Annotated in this window: 16 protein-coding genes; 9 read left to right on the top strand and 7 right to left on the bottom strand. The window is 47.8% G+C overall.

Annotated elements, in window-relative coordinates:
- Window positions 1-141 precede the first annotated feature (141 nt).
- On the top strand, window positions 142-1,482 hold the full coding sequence (locus tag K2Q26_12165; GenBank protein ID MBY0316272.1) for a VWA domain-containing protein: 1,341 nt from the start codon (window positions 142-144) through the stop codon (window positions 1,480-1,482).
- Window positions 1,483-1,570: 88 nt separating this feature from the next.
- Here K2Q26_12165 and K2Q26_12160 read toward each other — a convergent pair whose 3' ends face one another.
- Together K2Q26_12160 and K2Q26_12155 are read right to left on the bottom strand one after the other, a co-directional pair.
- A complete protein-coding gene (locus K2Q26_12160; protein MBY0316271.1) occupies window positions 1,571-2,452 on the bottom strand; it encodes an MBL fold metallo-hydrolase in 882 nt (293 codons plus the stop codon).
- A gap of 3 nt (window positions 2,453-2,455) precedes the next feature.
- Entirely contained in the window at window positions 2,456-3,067 is a 612-nt protein-coding gene (locus K2Q26_12155) for a DUF2238 domain-containing protein (protein ID MBY0316270.1), read from the bottom strand.
- A gap of 91 nt (window positions 3,068-3,158) precedes the next feature.
- Between K2Q26_12155 and K2Q26_12150 the strand changes: the two genes are divergently transcribed.
- A complete protein-coding gene (locus tag K2Q26_12150; protein ID MBY0316269.1) occupies window positions 3,159-5,219 on the top strand; it encodes a hypothetical protein in 2,061 nt (686 codons plus the stop codon).
- On the opposite strand, the gene K2Q26_12145 is transcribed toward K2Q26_12150, so the two are convergent.
- Window positions 5,216-6,316, bottom strand: coding sequence for a SprT-like domain-containing protein (locus K2Q26_12145; GenBank protein ID MBY0316268.1), 1,101 nt, complete (start codon window positions 6,314-6,316; stop codon window positions 5,216-5,218). The genes K2Q26_12150 and K2Q26_12145 overlap by 4 nt on opposite strands.
- Window positions 6,317-6,492: 176 nt before the next feature.
- Here K2Q26_12145 and K2Q26_12140 point away from each other — a divergent pair, with 176 nt between their 5' ends.
- Window positions 6,493-7,059: a porin family protein gene (locus tag K2Q26_12140; GenBank protein ID MBY0316267.1), complete on the top strand. Its 567-nt coding sequence runs from the start codon at window positions 6,493-6,495 to the stop codon at window positions 7,057-7,059.
- Here K2Q26_12140 and K2Q26_12135 read toward each other — a convergent pair.
- The gene (locus K2Q26_12135) at window positions 7,056-8,474 is read right to left on the bottom strand and encodes a YdiU family protein (GenBank protein MBY0316266.1); all 1,419 of its coding nucleotides are present in this window, start codon (window positions 8,472-8,474) and stop codon (window positions 7,056-7,058) included. The two genes, K2Q26_12140 and K2Q26_12135, sit on opposite strands and share 4 nt — an antisense overlap.
- A gap of 193 nt (window positions 8,475-8,667) precedes the next feature.
- On the opposite strand from K2Q26_12135, the gene cysS reads away from it, so the two are divergent.
- The 5 genes from cysS to K2Q26_12110 all read left to right on the top strand — a co-directional run bounded on the left by cysS (window position 8,668) and on the right by K2Q26_12110 (window position 13,978).
- The gene (gene cysS / locus K2Q26_12130) at window positions 8,668-10,125 is read left to right on the top strand and encodes a cysteine--tRNA ligase (protein ID MBY0316265.1); all 1,458 of its coding nucleotides are present in this window, start codon (window positions 8,668-8,670) and stop codon (window positions 10,123-10,125) included.
- An 84-nt stretch (window positions 10,126-10,209) separates the two neighbouring features.
- Window positions 10,210-11,565, top strand: coding sequence for a S8 family serine peptidase (locus K2Q26_12125; GenBank protein ID MBY0316264.1), 1,356 nt, complete (start codon window positions 10,210-10,212; stop codon window positions 11,563-11,565).
- Window positions 11,566-11,683: 118 nt separating this feature from the next.
- Window positions 11,684-11,905 (top strand): translation initiation factor IF-1, encoded by a 222-nt coding sequence (infA, locus tag K2Q26_12120; protein ID MBY0316263.1) that lies wholly within the window; start codon window positions 11,684-11,686, stop codon window positions 11,903-11,905.
- Between the two features lie 3 nt (window positions 11,906-11,908).
- Window positions 11,909-13,201: a tyrosine--tRNA ligase gene (tyrS, locus tag K2Q26_12115; GenBank protein ID MBY0316262.1), complete on the top strand. Its 1,293-nt coding sequence runs from the start codon at window positions 11,909-11,911 to the stop codon at window positions 13,199-13,201.
- A 9-nt stretch (window positions 13,202-13,210) separates the two neighbouring features.
- Window positions 13,211-13,978 (top strand): glycosyltransferase family 2 protein, encoded by a 768-nt coding sequence (locus K2Q26_12110; protein MBY0316261.1) that lies wholly within the window; start codon window positions 13,211-13,213, stop codon window positions 13,976-13,978.
- Window positions 13,979-14,010: 32 nt separating this feature from the next.
- Here K2Q26_12110 and K2Q26_12105 read toward each other — a convergent pair whose 3' ends face one another.
- Both K2Q26_12105 and K2Q26_12100 read right to left on the bottom strand, forming a co-directional pair.
- Window positions 14,011-14,934, bottom strand: a complete 924-nt coding sequence (locus K2Q26_12105; GenBank protein MBY0316260.1) for a hypothetical protein — start codon at window positions 14,932-14,934, stop codon at window positions 14,011-14,013.
- A gap of 136 nt (window positions 14,935-15,070) precedes the next feature.
- On the bottom strand, window positions 15,071-15,592 hold the full coding sequence (locus tag K2Q26_12100) for a hypothetical protein (protein ID MBY0316259.1): 522 nt from the start codon (window positions 15,590-15,592) through the stop codon (window positions 15,071-15,073).
- Window positions 15,593-15,619: 27 nt separating this feature from the next.
- On the opposite strand from K2Q26_12100, the gene K2Q26_12095 reads away from it, so the two are divergent.
- Complete coding sequence (locus tag K2Q26_12095) at window positions 15,620-17,116, top strand: leucyl aminopeptidase family protein (GenBank protein ID MBY0316258.1); 1,497 nt, start codon at window positions 15,620-15,622, stop codon at window positions 17,114-17,116.
- A 16-nt stretch (window positions 17,117-17,132) separates the two neighbouring features.
- On the opposite strand, the gene K2Q26_12090 is transcribed toward K2Q26_12095, so the two are convergent.
- Window positions 17,133-17,328: hypothetical protein (locus tag K2Q26_12090; protein MBY0316257.1), on the bottom strand; the 196-nt coding region annotated here is incomplete at its 5' end.

The following is a 17,328-nucleotide window of genomic DNA, read 5'->3' as shown; positions in this document are numbered from 1 at the left end:
CTAAGTCCAGTTTCAGAAGGGGAGATCCCCTTATATTATAGCCCGACTAGAGTTTTGCCATCCCAGATCAAGATCTAATTCAAAGCGCCGAAATTTTCCTTGTAAGAAAGATTTGTGTCATTGCACACGGGGGAGATTTTTATGAAGGTTCTTTTTAAGAACTTGTTGATGCTGGTTGCGGCCGCACCATTCGCAGTGGGATGCGCCAAAGCGACGTTTAGTGAAATGAAAACGTCGGGATTGGAAAACAGCGGAAACATCGAACAACCGGGACCTGTTAAAACTCCGCCCACGATCGTCTGGGTGCAAGTGCCGGGCAATCAGCTCGTGAACGAGCCAGTCACGGTGGTGTACGACATTATTCCTGGATCTGCACCGGTCGTCAGCATCGTGTGTAACGTCGATGGTAAGCCAGTGCCGTGTTCGATCGACGGTGACACACTTGTGATCAATAATCCGACTCTAGGGGATCATACTTTAGAAATCATCGTGACCGATGCGCAGAATCAGCAAGTTCAGGATGATGTGGAGTGGACTCTCCTCCAAGGATTTAAACCGGCAACGACTCCAATCCAGGTGGTGGCAAAGCAGGGCCCGGTGGATGTGGTGTTTATTATCGATAACTCAAAATCGATGCGCGAAGAGCAATTAAGTATGGCGCAAAAAATTTCCAACTTTATCGATCGAGTGGATGGTTTAGATTGGAAGATTGGTATTATCACGACGGATACGATCAATGGCATCAAAGGGGATGGACGCTTTCTTAAGTTTGGAAACTCCAATTACTCCTTAACTTCTCAATTGAGCAAAGAAGAAGCGCGAAAACTTTTTAGCGCCACTGTACAGACGGGTATAGAAGGTCACCATATCGAGCAAGGGATTCGTAACCTTTATCGTTCACTGGAGCGTGCGGTGAACCCTGTACAAAATAATGCAACTTACAAAGATTCTGTGAACAAAGCTTTCTTTAGAAAAGATGCGGCTCTTGCGGCCATCGTTGTGACCGACGAGAACGAGGATATTTCTCAAACTCCGGCCAATTTAAGTTATCTCAATAAAGGGAGTGAGCTTGTGAAATTTGTGAACAAAACGTGGGGAGTGGAAAAACTATTCCAGTTCCACTCGATCATTGTTCGACCGGGCGATACGAAATGTAAAGATATTGATCCTACGGTTCATGGATACGGAACGGCTTATGCCGAACTCTCTGGGCTGACTTCGGGAATTTTAGGAGACATTTGTGCCCCTGACTACGGCAATCAATTAACGGTGATCGGTCAAGAGATTGCAAACTTACAAAAAACGTATGATCTGTCGTGCACTCCGCAAGACACCAACAACGATGGTGTCGCAGACATTCGCATCGTTCCGGTAAAGCCAGGGACCGCGGTTCCAAGCTTTACAGTGGATGGTCAGCAGATCATCTTCACCACTCCATTATTACAAGGAAATTATAGTATTGAGTACTTCTGTCCTAACTAGCTTGAGGAAGACTAGTTGGGGAGAGGGAATAACCCCCCAAGCTGCTAGCTAACCACTAGCAGCTTTTTTTTTACCCTGCAGAGCGGAGTTAAAAAACGTCCCGGCGGGGATGAGCGACGTGACTCACGGGCTCAAATTTCTTTTTATCAGTGAGCTCGATGTAACTTGCGGCCACTTGATCATCGTGAGTAAAAAAGAACAGCCAGTCCTGAGACATCTTATATAGCGTTTCTTTTTCTTCGATGAGAAGTTCGGGAAATCTATCGTAGCCCATAGTGATCGGTAAATGAACCCAGTGTCGACCTGGCACTAAGTCCCCACAAAAAACAATAGACGTATTCTCTCCGCGAAAAATACTCAGCATTTGACCGGGAGTATGACCGTTAGAAATAAAAAAGCGGAGTCGTCCGTCAAAGAGTTGTTCGTGCCCATCGAGGATACGCAGCTTTCCGGTGGCTTTCAGTTTTTCTGGCAAATCGGCAATGAAGGACGCGCGATCGCGGGAGTGAGGATGGAGGGCGCGTTCCCAAGCCTCTTTGCCGACGAGGATCTCCGCGTTTTTAAAAATGATCCCGTGATTGCCATTTTGGATCTCTTCGTAGGTTGGCAGTAACCCGCCGGCATGATCAAAATGGAGGTGCGTGAGAATAACGTGGGTAATATCTTCGGGCTCAAGAGCGATTTTTTTGAGGTTCTCACGAAGTTGATGAATTTTTGGAGTTTCTACACCAAATCGATCCGCCAGTTTGGGATCGAAGAACGCTCCGATCCCGGTTTCGAAGAGTATTTTTTTATCATCAAATTCTATGAGGAGAGCGCGACAGGCGAGGGGAATGCGGCCGATATCATCGGACGAAATCCATTTTTGCCAAACCGCACGGGGAGCATTCCCAAACATGGCTCCGCCGTCGAGCTTTTGCGAATTTCCGAGAATTTCCGAAAAATGAAATCGGGTTTTGGCTGTGCTCACGAACTACCTCCATTGCAAGGTATTGATCTGCTTATCATGAACGTCACTTAAGAAAAATAAACTGCACAAAGAGCCAATCAGAGCAAAAAGCATATCCCATTGTGTGTCCCAAACGTCACCTTGAGTTCCTAGAAAAGCTTCGGCGGCTTCGCTGCTGAGAAGAGCGGCACCGAATTCGATGAGTTCGTAAAAGGCGCTAAACGAGAGACTGGCCATGACGCAGATTAAAAAGGTCCACCCGCCGCGGCGCTGAATCACATAATTTCGAATCAACAACTCCCGGCAGAAAATTGCCGGTTGGAAACCTTGAAAGAAGTGTCCCAATCGATCGTAATGATTTCGGGACCATCCCATCGCTTCGCTCATCCAAAATCCCGCGGGAACTTCGGCATAGGTGTATTTGGCTCCGACGCAAAGAATGATCGCGTGGAGACAGACGAGAATATATAGCGCCGAGCTGACTCGATGTCGAGAGTCCACATAATACAGAATCGGCAAACCAATCAACGCCGGGACGGCTTCTAAAAACCATGTGAGGTAGTCTTTAGGAAAGATTCCCGACCATAGCAGGGTCGCCCATGCAAGATAGAATAAAAATTTTTTGGTTTTTTCCACAGCGGGAGTATGCGGGGGCCTCCCCTAAAAGTCACTGTCTCATTGTGAGACCAAACATTATTTTTTATTAACAAATGCCGATAAGATCAGTATGAATCCTGTGGTTAAATTTCTTATTTTATTGCCTTTTTTAACCACAGTATTGTCTTGTAAAAAAACGGAGACGAATTCGGTTGATGATGGCACGGATCAAAACTACCAGTCGATCACAAATCTGGCGGTTCCTGCTCTCAGCACAAGTCTTGCGGAGACTCCGGTCTTCACTTGGCAATTGGGCTTTCCCATTTTTACTTCGTTAGAGGCCGCCGTTTCCTCAACAGCTAGTGAACTTAATCCGAGCACCGTCGCCTGGACCGATATTGGAGTGACGACGTCCCATCAGTTCACCGGTTTAACTTTGGCGGAATGCACAGATTACTACGTGATGGTGAGAGCGCGAGGGGCTAACAACTCTGTTTTAGATACTCATATTGCGCAAAACCCGTTTCGCGTGGATGCTACCAATCCCACGGCACCGACGGGATTAGTGGTGGCAAGTGATTCCACCGATTCCAAATCAGGGACCGCCACTTGGACCGCATCCACAGACAACTGCCAGCTTGCGGGTTACGATCTTGCCATTGGAACAACGGCGGGAGGAACGAACACACTCAACTGGTCTCCTGTGAGTGCGACATCATTCCAGGCCACCTCCGGTGTCGCATTGACCTACGGTATTCCTTATTACACCTCCGTGCGTGCTAAAGATACGGCTGCTCGAACATCGACAGTTGCTACGTCTTCAGCGTGGAGGTTGCGTTCGCCCACAGCGCTCCTCACGGGGACGCAAACCACAGCCTCCAATGATTTCTATTCGACGGCCTCGGCCAATATTCGGTGGTCGTCTTCGATCTTTAACAACGAGTTCTTTTCGCATTCGACCTTGACCGAGCCCGACGTTCTCACAGTGAACCGCTCCGGGGATTATTTGATGTATTTAACTATGCCTCTGACGATTCAGAGTGGATGCGCCGCTCGATGCTCCATTAAAGCACGAGTGCTCGTAAACGGAGTCGAAAAAACGGACGCTCTCGCGCACAGTTCTTATTTGATTAATGCGTCGGGATTTTCGGACTCTTCCAATCATCTTGTCGCTTATCTGCAGAATCTTTCGATCAATGATGAAATTCAGGTTTATGTGGAGCGCGTAGCGTCTGGAACGGGAGCGGTGGTCTCCGAGGGAATTCAGGCGTACGTAGAATTTATTTATCCGTCCCGAGATTTCTTCTATGCCACGGCGACGGCCACGACGAATTCTCCAAATTTGAATCAGGTCACAGCTTACCCGATGGTTTGGTCGCGAAATAAAATCACGAGCGCTTTCACCTGGGAGCCCGCGGAGCCTCACAATATCGTCCTCACTGCGGGTAATTATCTGGTGTATGTGAATATTCCTATGGAAGTAATTGGCGCCTGTACAACGCGACATAACGTCAAAGTGAATGTTAGGCTCAATGGATCGTTGGTGAGTGGGGGGCAAGGCGCTCAAGGGTTTATCGATTGTGCCGGAAACCATCTCACCTCCACCGCTCACTGGGTCGGGCAGCTTCAGGGAGTGACGGCCGGGCAGATTTTAACCGTGGAAGTGCTTCGCGAAGCCTCCACCAATACGATTCAAGTGGAAACGGGACGACAGGCCTCAATCATTGTTGAAAAATTGAAAAGCGTAGAGAATTATCTGTCGCTCACAGGCACTCGAACCGTGGGATCGACCAACTGGAACCTTGCCGCTTCACCGATCCAATGGAACACGCAGCTGGCCACAGATCCCACGCATTACACGCACTCCACGGCGACCAATAGTCATCAGATCACCATCACTCAAAGTGGTAACTATCTTTTAACCTACAACGATCATTTGACGGGTGCGATCACTCGTCCTAACGTCACGATTCGAGTTCTTAAAAACGGGTCGATGATCAGTGGAGCTGTTTGTTCGTCTCACCAAATCAGTAATGCCAATGGACACAACGAAAGCTCGTGCAGTCTTACATTTCTCTTAAATGGGGTCGTCGCGGGAGACGTGATTACTTTGACCTCGGCCCAAGATGCCTTGGCGGGCACCATCACGGCGGCAAGTCCCGCAAAGCTATCGCTCCTTCGAGTGCGCTAGAGCCAATTTTTTAAAAGTTTAATTCCGCCTTGAACTGCGGAGCTCATGCCCTTATGGACCACAATTTTTTTGCCGTCGGTGAGTCCTCTTGCAAAAGTCCTTTCGTCATACATTTGGCGTCCGCGCGAGCGACGGGACAGTCGGGGATGACGTTTTTTTATAAAATTTTTGAGATCTTTTTGCTCCTTATGGAGAAGGCCTTTAAGCGGGATAAGAGCTTTGAGATCGGGCGTTGTGCGTTCGCGTTCGGCTTCGCGAAGTTTATTTTCAAATCCCACAATAAGTCCCATGGTGTAGGACTTTTTAAGACCCCCGCGGGTTTTGGTTGTTTGAGCGTAGTTTTCCCACAACGTGTCTACGCAGTGGACGAGAAAATGGTAGACGTACTCTGCGATTTTGACGTTTTCGCTGCGGCCAAAAATTTCGATGGTCTTAGTTTTTTTTCTCTTAGAAATATCAAAGGATTCTCCAATCACAATATCGACAAAATAAAACTCCATCAGTAAACCGCAGATGCGACTGCAAAGAGCTGAGATTTTTTGGCGATGGGTTTCTATAATTTTCAATTGGAGCGGGTCACGTTGAGCGGCATGGAGTGAGTTTAAATTGTGTTGAGCGATTAAGTCCTGAGCTTTTCTCATGGCGAGAGAGGCTTCGTGCTCATTTTGCGATTGCGCTAAAGAGAGTAATTTTTCAATACGAAGTAAGATAGGGAGTGGGGACGCTTCTTGGTCTGGCGGGATCTCGGGGCTCAGTTCTGTTTGAGCTCTTAGGAATTTCTCTGAGAGTCCCAATGTTTGTCCCGCACGATGAAACTCCTCTCCATGGGTTGCATCCTTCGAGCCATAGAGTTCACTCACCATCTGATGGGCCATTTCGTGTTTGAGCACGGAGCAAACATCGTCCCAGCTGCTACTTAAAAGTAAGTGGGTCGTCAGTTCAATTTTTCTTTCGGTCGGATTCCATCGCCCCAGGAAAGATCGGACCTCGACGATTTCGATGAGAGGTCGTCGAAGGTTCACTTTATACCGCCAACAAATATCGGAATATTCTTTGATCAGTTGGACGGTGCAGGCGTTGAGAGTTTCGGAAGTCATGGATTCAAAAGATAACATTGGTAGGTGGTGCGGGCCAAGTCGAAAGCTTAAAATTAAGTCAGGCGCCCATTCCCTCTTGACGGGCGACGCTTCATTGCGCCACCTTTGAGAGGTAACAGTTCCCTTTTAGTTGCGTATCGCGCAACTAAAAGGGAACTGTTACCTCTGGAGGAAATATGGGAAAGCTTTTAGGTGTCGGACTATTTTTGATTTCTTTGACAGCTTGGGGTCAACAGGATGGCAGTTACGCTGGGATTCAGCTCGGAGTTGGAAACGTCGTCAATAACGACACGTTCGAAGTGGACACGGAACTCACTTATGGTGTGACGATCGGCGGTCAGCTGAATGATCAATTGTCTTTAGGCGCCTACATCAACTTCTATAATACCAAAGAGGCTCTCGATGAGACTCGCGAACTTAAAGTGAATGTGATGCCGATCATGGCCGAACTTTCGTTTGCACTTTACCATCCCGCCCATTTTCACACGCCCTATGTGAGCGGACTTTTAGGAATCGCTCGCAGTCAGGTGAGATTAACTACGCTCGGCGTGGCGGAAGACAGTACCGAGACCGACACAGCCGCAGGCTTTCGCGTCGGCTATTCTTTTGCGGTGGCGCCCCACATCTCCATTAGCCCTGACTTTACTTTCGTTCACGTTTTTTACGAAGACGACGACACCACCAACGGTGACGACGAGTTCAACGTCTGGAACACCCAAGTCTACGTCCGCGCCTGGTTCTAAGGTCCGCCGCTCCTTTTTCGGAGGGCGGTGATTTTGTTTTGGAAGAGGGACCAGTCTTCCTTTTGATCGATGGCGGTCCAAATGTTTTCGATATCGTCGATCAAAAGGAAGGTGGAGTCCTTTTGTTGGAAGTACTCCTGACTTAAAATTTCCTCATTCAAGCACTTATAAGATCTGAGAAGTTCATGGATTACTTTAAATTCGGGTTTTTTGTAAAAAGGTGCGCGCTCACTTTTGTGGGCTCGATCCTCGCTGAGGGCCCCGCAGAACCAATCAAAAAAGAACGAGTCATAGGGGCAACGGGTCGCATTTAAAAATTCGATGGTCGCAGAGAACAGATCTGTATTTTTCTCCGTATCTTCGAGGGGTCTTAGATTGAGTTTCTTGAGAAAAAGCCCAATCACTTCTTGTGAGAATACGCTCTGAAACGTTTGAAGTCCATTTTTAAAATCGGTTCCCGTCGGCGCAATCAATTGCAAGCACGCCTGAAGTTGCTGCAAATTCCAAAGCATAATTTTGGGCTGTTCCCCATAGGCGTAAAGTCCGTTGTGATCAAAATACGCGGCGGTAAAATTCGCATCGTAATAGGGGAGGAAGCGATAGGGGCCGTAGTCAAAGCTCTCTCCCGAGATATTGATATTGTCGGTGTTGAGAACACCGTGGACGAAGCCCCCCAGCATCCACTGTGCTGTCATTTGCGCCACCGAATGACAAACACGATCGAAGAATTCTTCAAGAAGAGCTTGAAGATTCTGTTCGCGATCGATCTTGGGGTAATAGTTGTCGCAGGAAAAGTGGACTAAAGTTTTCAAAGCCTCTGTGTCTCTTAAATAAGCGTGTCTTTGAAAAGTTCCGATTCGGACATGCCCGTGGCTTAAGCGCACCAGGACTGCGGATCGCGTGGGTGAGGGTTCATCGTTCCTTTGAAGCTCTTCGCCAGTTTCGAACACGCTCAAGGTCTTTGAAGTATTCACTCCCAACGCCTCTAGCATTTCGGTGGCCAAGACTTCGCGAACGGCTCCTTTGAGGGTCAAGCGACCATCCCCTCGTCTCGACCACGGAGTCGTGCCGGAGCCTTTAGTTCCGAGATCTAAAAGTCGGCCCTGATCATCGCGGAGTTGCGCGAACAAGAAGCCTCGGCCGTCTCCCAAATCGGGATTGTAGTGCAAAAACTGATGGCCGTGATACCGGAGTGCTAAAGGTTGAGGCAGATTTTGCGGGAGGGGCCTAAACTCCCAGAAGTGCTGTTTCCATTCCTCATCATTGAGAGAATCGAGACCGATCCGACGATCCCATTGTCGATTGCGAAAACGTTCCATCGCTAGAGGGAAAGTGACTGGCCTCACCGGATCGCGAAAGCGTTCGTCGAGCTGATTCCAGCGAGGGTCTGCAATATAACGAGAAGATACAGGCATCGGTGGAAGGTACCCGGTACCATTTGCGGATGCGATGTATAAAACGTTTTTTACACATCGCATCCGCAAATGGTACCGGGTACCTTCTGGGGTACCTTCTGGGGTACCTTCTGGGGTACCTTCGGGCTTGTTTTTGCGGTGTTTGCGACCTAGTATTTTCTGATTCCATAAAAGAATTTTGAGGAGAAGTTGGGTGAGTTTAAAAGTTTACAATACGTTGTCTCGAACCAAAGAGGATTTCAAAACTTTAGAGCCCAACACGGTGAAGATGTATTGCTGTGGGCCGACGGTCTACGATTTTTTGCACGTCGGAAATTTTCGCGGGGCTGTTTTTTATAATTTCGTCAGAAACTGGCTGGAGTCTTTAGGCTACACGGTCACTTTTGTTTATAATTTTACCGACGTCGACGATAAAATCATCAATCGTGCGGTCGCCGAAAAAACCACCGCCTCGGCCGTTGCGGAAAAGTATATCGAAGAATTTAAAAAAGATTTCGCGGCTCTCCACTTAAAGCCGCACGAGCATAATCCTCGAGTCACTCAGCATATTGATAGCATCATTCGTCTCATTGAGAAAATCATCGACAACCACAAAGCCTACGTCGTCGACGGCGAAGTGTTTTATTCCATCTCCAGTTTTTCGGAGTATGGAAAGCTGAGTAATCGCAACGTCGATGATATGTTGAGCGGCGCGCGAGTGGAGGTGGATCCCAAAAAGAAGAACCCAATGGATTTTACTCTTTGGAAGCCCGCGAAGCCCGGTGAGCAGAGCTGGCCGTCCCCGTGGGGCGAAGGGCGCCCGGGCTGGCACATCGAATGCTCCTGCATGATCAAAGATATTTTAGGGGAGCAGATTGATATTCACGGCGGAGGAATGGATTTGATTTTTCCGCATCACGAAAACGAAATCGCCCAGGGCGAAGGGGCGAGCGGAAAACAATATGCTCAGTATTGGCTTCATAATAATATGTTCACCTTTAGTGGTGCAAAAATGTCGAAGTCTTTGGGGAATATCCGCACCATGCGCAGTTTTCTCGAAGAGTACAATGGCGAAATTTTTAAATATTTGGTGATGAGCGTGCATTATCGCTCGGAGGCCGAGTTTTCAGAACAGACGATCTCCAATGCGATTTCGGGACTGACTCGCGTTTATACCGCCCTAAGAACTGCAGAGACCTATAAAGTGGAACCTCAATTGAACCTCCCTGGAGTTCCTGAATTTAAAAAAGCCATCGACGAGGCTCAGTTGCGTATTAAAGAATCACTCAATGATGACTTCAATACTTCAAAAGCCTTTGCGGAGGTTTTTGAAATCGTTCGTCTTTATAATAGTAAGTTTAAAGTGGGAGCAAAAATCACCGCCGAGCTCAAAACGGTATCCACTTTGTTTTTAGAATTTGTGAAAAGTTATGGAAAAACCATGGCTCTCTTTCAAGAAAATCCCACGGACTTTTTAAAACAGATCGACAAAATGTTGATTCGCCAAAAAAATCTCGATGTGAAGAAAATCGAGGAGTTAGTCGAAAGACGCACCCAGGCGCGCAAGGATAAAAACTTTCAACTCTCGGATCAAATCCGAGCCGAATTGACGGCCATGGGGATTGAAGTGCGTGACGCGGCGAACGAAACGCTTTGGGAAGTCATCAAATAATTCTTGTCTTACTCCCTAGACCTATGTCTAAATAATTTACACGCCTAGGAAGGCATTACTTACATACCACTGGAAGGGGGGAGTATGAAATTGAGAAATCTTTTCGGTTTCGCTATCGTTTCTTTATTGGGATTCTCTGCGGGGGCAGAATCAAAACAAATCATCGTTAAATTACAACCGACACGTGTCGCTGGATTTAACTTTCAAGGAAGCACAGAACTTGAGCCGGTTATTCCTGAGCTCGGGATCTATGCATTAACGCTTTCAGACACTGCGGCTCGTTCGGGCACTCGTGCTGCGGCGGCCAGCGTTCGCAACATGTCTGGTGTGATTTACGCGCAAGAAAACCACAAAGTGGTTCGTCGTACGGCAGACCCTTCTAAGGCGACTCCGAATGACAAAAAGTTCAGCCAACAGTGGGACCTCATCAAAGATGCTAACAACTTTGGTATCGATGCGACGACAGCATGGGTGAACTACGGAGTGGGTGGTCTTGATTTCCGTCAAAATGATATCGTTGTCGCCGTTGTTGATGGTGGCGTAGATATTAAGCACGAAGACCTTCGCGAAAATATGTGGGTCAACAAAGGCGAAATTCCTGGAAACAAAATCGATGATGATAACAACGGTTACGTGGATGATATTCACGGTTGGGATATCTTCGCTAACAACGGTGAGATTTCTCCTGATATGCACGGAACTCATGTTGCAGGAACGATCGGCATGAAGGGAAACAACTCCGTACACGGTGTTGGAATCAACTGGAATGTTAAAATCATGACTGTCGATGGCGCTTCTGGAGACACTAAAACGGTTCTCAAGTCTTACGGTTATGTTCTTAAGCAAAAGAAATTGTGGCTAGAGACGGCGGGAATGGCCGGAGCCAATGTTGTTTCCACCAACTCTAGCTTTGGTGTCGACTACGGCGATTGCTCAAGCTCTCAATATTCCGCTTGGAACGATATTTACAACGAGATGGGTAAAGTCGGCATTCTCTCTGCAGCTGCGACGGCGAACATCAATCTTGATGTTGATAAATCCGGAGATGTTCCTACAGGCTGTGATAGCGAATTTTTGATCTCAGTCACGAACACGCAAAAAGATGGCAAAAAGAACAGCGGTGCAGGTTACGGTGCAACCACGATTGATCTTGCGGCTCCTGGAACGAACATCTTCTCGACCACTCCTAAGAATGGTTTCTCTAGCTTGACGGGCACATCTATGGCGACTCCGCATGTTGCGGGCGCAGTAGCGTACCTCCACAGCGCGGCTTCACAAGCTTTCAACGACGGGTACTATAAAGATCCAGCAGTTGCGGCTTTGATTCTTAAAGAGATCATGTTGGAAACTGTAACTCCAATGGAAGCTCTCAAGGGCAAAACCGTATCTGGCGGTATCTTGAACTTGAACACTGCAGCACAAAAGATCCACGCGTTCTAATCCGAGGATTTTTTACAAGTTCTTAAGAAAGGGAAACTTCGGTTTCCCTTTTTTTATGCCTTCATACTGAGCTAAGAGAAGTATTGCGTTATCAATGCCGATCAGCTACATTCTCTCCATGGCAAAAGATGATTTAATACAGCTGGATGGCAAGATTTCCGACGTTACTGGTGGCGGAAACTACAGAGTGATGCTCGATAACGGTGTGGAAGTGAATGCACGTCTTTGCGGTAAAATGAAACGTTTCAAAATTCGCGTGATCGTCGGTGATAGAGTCACCGTCGGAGTCTCTCCCTACGATCCTACGCATGGTCTCATTACCTTCAGGCATAAGGGCTAGCTCTTGCAGCATTCGCTCCACGAAGAACTCAAACAGCGCGGACTGATTTATCAAGAAACTCTTGAAAACATGTCGTCATGGCTCAATACCTCGCGAACATTCTATTGTGGTTTTGATCCTTCTGCAGACTCTCTCCACATAGGCTCGTTGATGCCTTTAATCACGATGCGCCGTTTTCAAATGGCGGGTCATAAACCCATCGTTCTCCTTGGGGGAGCGACAGGCATGATCGGAGATCCAAGTTTTAAAAGTGCGGAGCGCGTGCTTCTCAATCGTGACACCATCGAAAAAAATATTTTTGGAATCCGTCAGGTGATCGAAAAGTTCATTGATCTTAAGGGCCCCCAGGGCGCGATGATGGTCAATAACTCCACATGGATGGAGAAGTTTAGTTTTATCGATTTCCTTCGAGATGTGGGTAAGCACTTTACGGTCAATTACATGTTGGCCAAAGAGTCTATCAAGTCCCGCATCGAAGATCGCGAGCAGGGGATTTCTTTTACGGAATTTGCTTACATGCTCCTTCAGTCCTATGACTTCTACGTGCTCAATAAAAACTACAACTGCCAGTTGCAGTTGGGGGGCTCGGACCAGTGGGGTAATATCACTGCCGGAGTTGAGTTTATTCGAAGAATGCGTGTTGCGAATAATCAAGCTTCAAAGGAAGAAGCCGTAGGATTAACGATGCCTCTGGTCACGAAATCCGATGGCACTAAATTTGGTAAAACAGAAACAGGCAATATCTGGCTTGATGCTCGTAAGACGTCACCTTACCAATTTTATCAGTTCTTCGTTCGCATTCAGGACTCTGATGTGATGAAGTTCATCAATTACTTTAGCTTTAAGTCTTTAGAGGAGATCGCGGCGCTGGACAAAGCCACACGAGAAACGCCGGAAAAGCGATTGGCCCAAACAGAACTCGCTCGGGAATTAACACTTCTTGTTCACGGTGAGGACGAGCTGGCGAAAGTGGAAAAAGCGACGCAAGCGTTGTTCTCAGGCGAGCTGAGAGAATTAGACAAGAGTATGCTGCTTGAAGTATTTAGCGAAGCTCCTTCCGTCAAAGTACCTAAGGCGCAGATTGGTCACATCAATATCGTCGATCTTTTGGTGGAGTCTAAACTGGCAACGTCTAAGGGCAACGCCCGCAAGGATGTTCAAGGGGGCGGTGTGTACGTGAACAGCGTCCGTGTCGAAAAAGAGGACATGGTGATTAAGCCAGAGACGTTGCTCTATCAGTCTATTGTTGTCCTAAGAAAAGGGAAAAAGTCCTACTGTGTAGTTCTATTCGTATAAGGTTGGTCCATGAAGTTGTCATTTGTTTGTATTGGCCATAATGAAATCACCCACCTGAAAGAGCTTCTGCCCCAACTCCAGCAAATTGCCGACGAGGTTTTTTATCTCGATGCCGAAAGTAAGGATGGCTCACTCGAGTTTGCGAAGTCCATCGGCTGCCAAGTTCATTCCGAGCCCAACAACATGAATGCGAATATCAATCGCACCATCGCCTTTGAAAAAGTCACTGGAGATTGGATTTTCTACGTCGATCCCGACGAGAGATTCCCTCAGGAGATCGTCGATGAGCTTCGCAAAAAAATCGCGGCGGATCCCGAGGTGCGAGGTTTTAAATTGCCTCGTCGAAATTACTTTTTTGGCTGTTGGCTCAAGCACGGGGGGCAATACCCGGATCATCAAATTCGAATTTTTAAAAAGGGTTACGGAATATTTCATAATCGCCATGTGCATGAGCGTCTCCACGTGAACGGCCCTATCGGCTCTCTCGATGCGGCCATGGAGCATTATCCATATGATGATATCTCCATGTTCATTCGAAAATTTGACTTTTACTGCACCTTTGAGGCGAAGTATTTGTTAAATGCCGATGTTCAAGTGAACTGGAAGAATAACATTAAGTATTTTATCTTAAAGCCGGCCAATCGATTTTTCCGCCGTTATTTTCTTAAAGGTGGTTTTCGAGATGGAATCCCGGGCTTCTTTGCGTCCTTGTTCGATGCCCTCGGCTGGATGACCCGCTATTTTAAATTGTGGGAAATGCGAAAAAATCAAAAGTAAAAAAGAGTGATTAGTCTGAGCGAAAGTTCGATCTAGCGTTCGTCCTCGGGACACAGACTGCATACGATTCTAACGGCTTCCTCGGTGTCGATAATGCTTTTTTCCCTTAAAGCTTCGTTGATGGCGACTTCCTGGGGAGTGAGCGGTCGCGGGGGAAGAGTGGCGGGATCTTGCTCCTCGACGACAGGAGTGCGAGCGACGTCTTCTAATGGCGTGGTGATCTTGTCGGTCAGTTCGTCCGTTACAGTTTCCACCGGCTTTTTAAATTTTTCGAGAAAGCGATCCAGCATATCTTGGCCTCGTTTACGAATGGTCTGAACGAGCCTCGAGTTCGATTCGTCCAGCGGCAGAGAAGCTCTTGCGACGTGGTGCTGCTGCACAACTGTTTGTTGCAAGGGGGTGAGGTTTTGAAGAGATGTTCGCATCAGGCCCGACATATTTCTTGTGAGAGGCGAACCACCGAGAGTTTGCACTAAGGAGTGGGCTGCGGATCCTCCAGAAACACCGGCCGCCTCGTGACGAATCCACGCCGTGGCAAACTCGTTAATGATCTCGGCCTGAGTTTGTACGTCGGCTTTATCAAATCCCGGGAAAATACTTTCGAGAATTCGCCCGGGGCCGGCAAAAACATTGGAGTGAAGAAGTTTAACCCGTCGAGAAAAAATAGTTGCAATTTGTTCCGTGGATTTAGTCACCAAAGGGGCGCTATTTAGATTTAAGGCCGATGGACCCAGCGTAGTGGCGATCGCGGCGGTGCAACCGAGACCGCGAAGAAAACCACGGCGATTCATAGAGGTGGTCGAATTTTCTGGAATTGTTTTTGGGGCCACAACGGCGGTGGAGCGTGGTTGAGCTTTAAAAATATCTACACAACTTCGCGAGCGCCAACCCATCCGCTCTAGAAGCCCCGCCTGCGAAGTCGACGCCATAAGCATCGCCAAAATTAAAATATACACCCTCATTTGACCCATGAAGGGACCAATTTAGCAACAAGATCGACGGCTTACCACGAGTTCGAGGTGACCCTAAAAATTATACCTGATCTGCGTATCTCTGCGGCTTTAGAATGCATTTAAAGGATCTATCTTCGGCCTAGAAGTGGACGCCGACCTTAAACGAGGTCAAAAGGGGAGTTCCGCTGGCGGATTCCTTAAGGATCATTTGGTGCTCAAATTCAAAACTGAGCTGCATGCGTGCTTGTCGGTAGGCGCGATACCCGATGGCTAGGCTTAACGAAAAGCCCTTTGCCGAATCTCCATCATGAGCGGCTCCGTAGCCAAAGCCCATTCCGCCTCCGGCATACCAGGTGAAAGGAAGTTCGCTAAACATGTAGCGTCCCTTTAACTGAGGGGACACAAACCGCACATCATTGTGCTCCATAGAGAATCCAAAATTAACGGTGGCGGCGAGATCAAAAACGGGATCTAAGCTCCAGAACACGCCAGTGGCAACATCGGCCGACAGGCTTCTTGTGTTCATGTTGCTAAAATAACCAGGTCCGAATCCAAAGTAGTAGTGACTGTCAGATTTGGATTTGCCGGAGGCTGCGTAAACACTTGCCGACGATACAAGACTGAGCAAGAGTAATGAAATAAGTCCGCAAATTTTGCGCATATCACAAGTCTATATGAGGTAAGGTTTATGTCAAATGAGTTGTTGCAAGGGCCACTAAAGTCGTTTCTCGATCAAACGAAGTGGGGGGTTGCGGCGAGTTCAGTAAAGTCCTCTTCCAAAGCAACGCCATCAGCGACGGCAGAGATTTTCTATTTTGGCTGCAAAGAAAAGTACGACGCAAAAAAAGTGACTCCACCCCTTGTGCAGAGATCAACCTCACCCGCCCAACCTCTCATCGATAAATATGCAACATCCACCGGTATGGTGTGGGTGATTTCGGCCCAGCAGGTAAAGCATCTCACTCACTCTGGGCAGTTTGATATAAGCGCTTACGCCATGGCTAGAGATACCATGGGTGGGGTTTTCCGTGAAGCTCAGTCCATTGAGAATATCGAACTGACTTACATCGGTAGCGACGAGATGGAATTTAAAGGCTTGATTGTGGGAATGGAAATTGCTCGCTATCGATTTAGAGAATGTTGGCCCAAACTTTCGCAAAAAAATAAATCTTTAACGATCGATGCTCCAAAATTAAAAACCGCAAAGAAGATTTTTGATGGTGCATTGACGTTAGGTAAATCCGTCAACATCGCCCGCCACTTAGTCAATCTTCCGGGAAATATTCTTAATCCCGCGACGTACACTCAGACCGTGCAAGAGCTTTTTCGCGGCAGTTCGATGAAGGTGGACATTTGGAATAAGGATCGCCTCAAAAAAGAAAACATGAATTTGCATCTGGCCGTGGGCAATGGATCTAATGTTCCTCCGATGTTGGTGAAGATGAGTTACCGTGGAAATTCGTCGAAGAAATCTGTGGTGGCTTTCGTGGGAAAAGGAATTACTTTTGATTCCGGTGGGCTCGACATTAAACCGTCCTCGGGCATGCGTGACATGAAGAAAGACATGGGCGGATCTGCGTCTGTTATAGGAGTGGCTTACTGGATGATGGCCACCAAGCAAAAAATCAACGCCGATTTCTATTTGCCCCTCGCTGAAAACTCGGTGAGCTCGACATCGTTCCGCCCTGGAGATATCTACGTGGCCCGTAACGGAAAGACCGTAGAGATTCACAATACAGATGCGGAAGGACGATTAGTTCTCGCCGACACGCTTACGGTGGCGAGTGAAACAAAGCCGGATTGGATTATTGATGTGGCCACTCTCACCGGGGCCATCAAGGTGGGGCTGGGTGATGGTCTACCCGGACTCTTCGCCAATAACGATAAGATTGCAGGGCAGATCCTGATGAAGGCTCAGGCCTCGGGAGACAACTGTTGGAGAATGCCGCTCGATCCTGGTCAAAGAAGTAAATTGAAATCTGAGGTCGCTGACTACATTAACGCTGTCGATGGTTTTGGAGGCGCAGTAACGGCCGCCTTATTTTTAGAGGCTTTTGTTGATGGGACGCCTTGGGCGCATCTCGATATTTATGCGTGGGCGAGTTCGGCGAGCGGGGCGTTTTCCGAAAAAGGAGGATCTGGTCAAATGGTCCAAACCCTCTGTCACTTTTGCGAAATCAATTAACGTTTTGTTTTCTCGTCTAGTTTTCTCGGCGACCGGTGACATCGGCTTGAAGTTTTCGCGCCATGCGATCCATTTGCGTTTTGACATCGACCTCTCCGCGCATAAAATCTAAAGGCTCATTCTCGACATCGTCGAGACCTTTAGAGCGTACGCCAAGTGATTCGTCATCCACGTTGGGGTCCATGGACTCGGCCGTGAGATCTTGATCGCCA

The sequence above is a fragment of the Bdellovibrionales bacterium genome (assembly GCA_019750295.1).
Classification (GTDB): domain Bacteria; phylum Bdellovibrionota; class Bdellovibrionia; order Bdellovibrionales; family JAGQZY01; genus JAIEOS01.
This window is presented reverse-complemented; position numbering and strand designations above follow the sequence as displayed.

Bases quoted from the DNA above. Each gene is read 5' to 3' on its own strand.
- K2Q26_12125 (MBY0316264.1), top strand. From the start codon at position 10,210: ATGAAATTGAGAAATCTTTTCGGTTTCGCTATCGTTTCTTTATTGGGA.
- K2Q26_12140 (MBY0316267.1), top strand. From the start codon at position 6,493: ATGGGAAAGCTTTTAGGTGTCGGACTATTTTTGATTTCTTTGACAGCT.
- K2Q26_12100 (MBY0316259.1), bottom strand. From the start codon at position 15,592: ATGCGCAAAATTTGCGGACTTATTTCATTACTCTTGCTCAGTCTTGTA.
- K2Q26_12150 (MBY0316269.1), top strand. From the start codon at position 3,159: ATGAATCCTGTGGTTAAATTTCTTATTTTATTGCCTTTTTTAACCACA.
- infA (MBY0316263.1), top strand. From the start codon at position 11,684: ATGGCAAAAGATGATTTAATACAGCTGGATGGCAAGATTTCCGACGTT.
- K2Q26_12110 (MBY0316261.1), top strand. From the start codon at position 13,211: ATGAAGTTGTCATTTGTTTGTATTGGCCATAATGAAATCACCCACCTG.
- K2Q26_12165 (MBY0316272.1), top strand. From the start codon at position 142: ATGAAGGTTCTTTTTAAGAACTTGTTGATGCTGGTTGCGGCCGCACCA.
- K2Q26_12145 (MBY0316268.1), bottom strand. From the start codon at position 6,316: ATGACTTCCGAAACTCTCAACGCCTGCACCGTCCAACTGATCAAAGAA.
- K2Q26_12095 (MBY0316258.1), top strand. From the start codon at position 15,620: ATGTCAAATGAGTTGTTGCAAGGGCCACTAAAGTCGTTTCTCGATCAA.
- K2Q26_12135 (MBY0316266.1), bottom strand. From the start codon at position 8,474: ATGCCTGTATCTTCTCGTTATATTGCAGACCCTCGCTGGAATCAGCTC.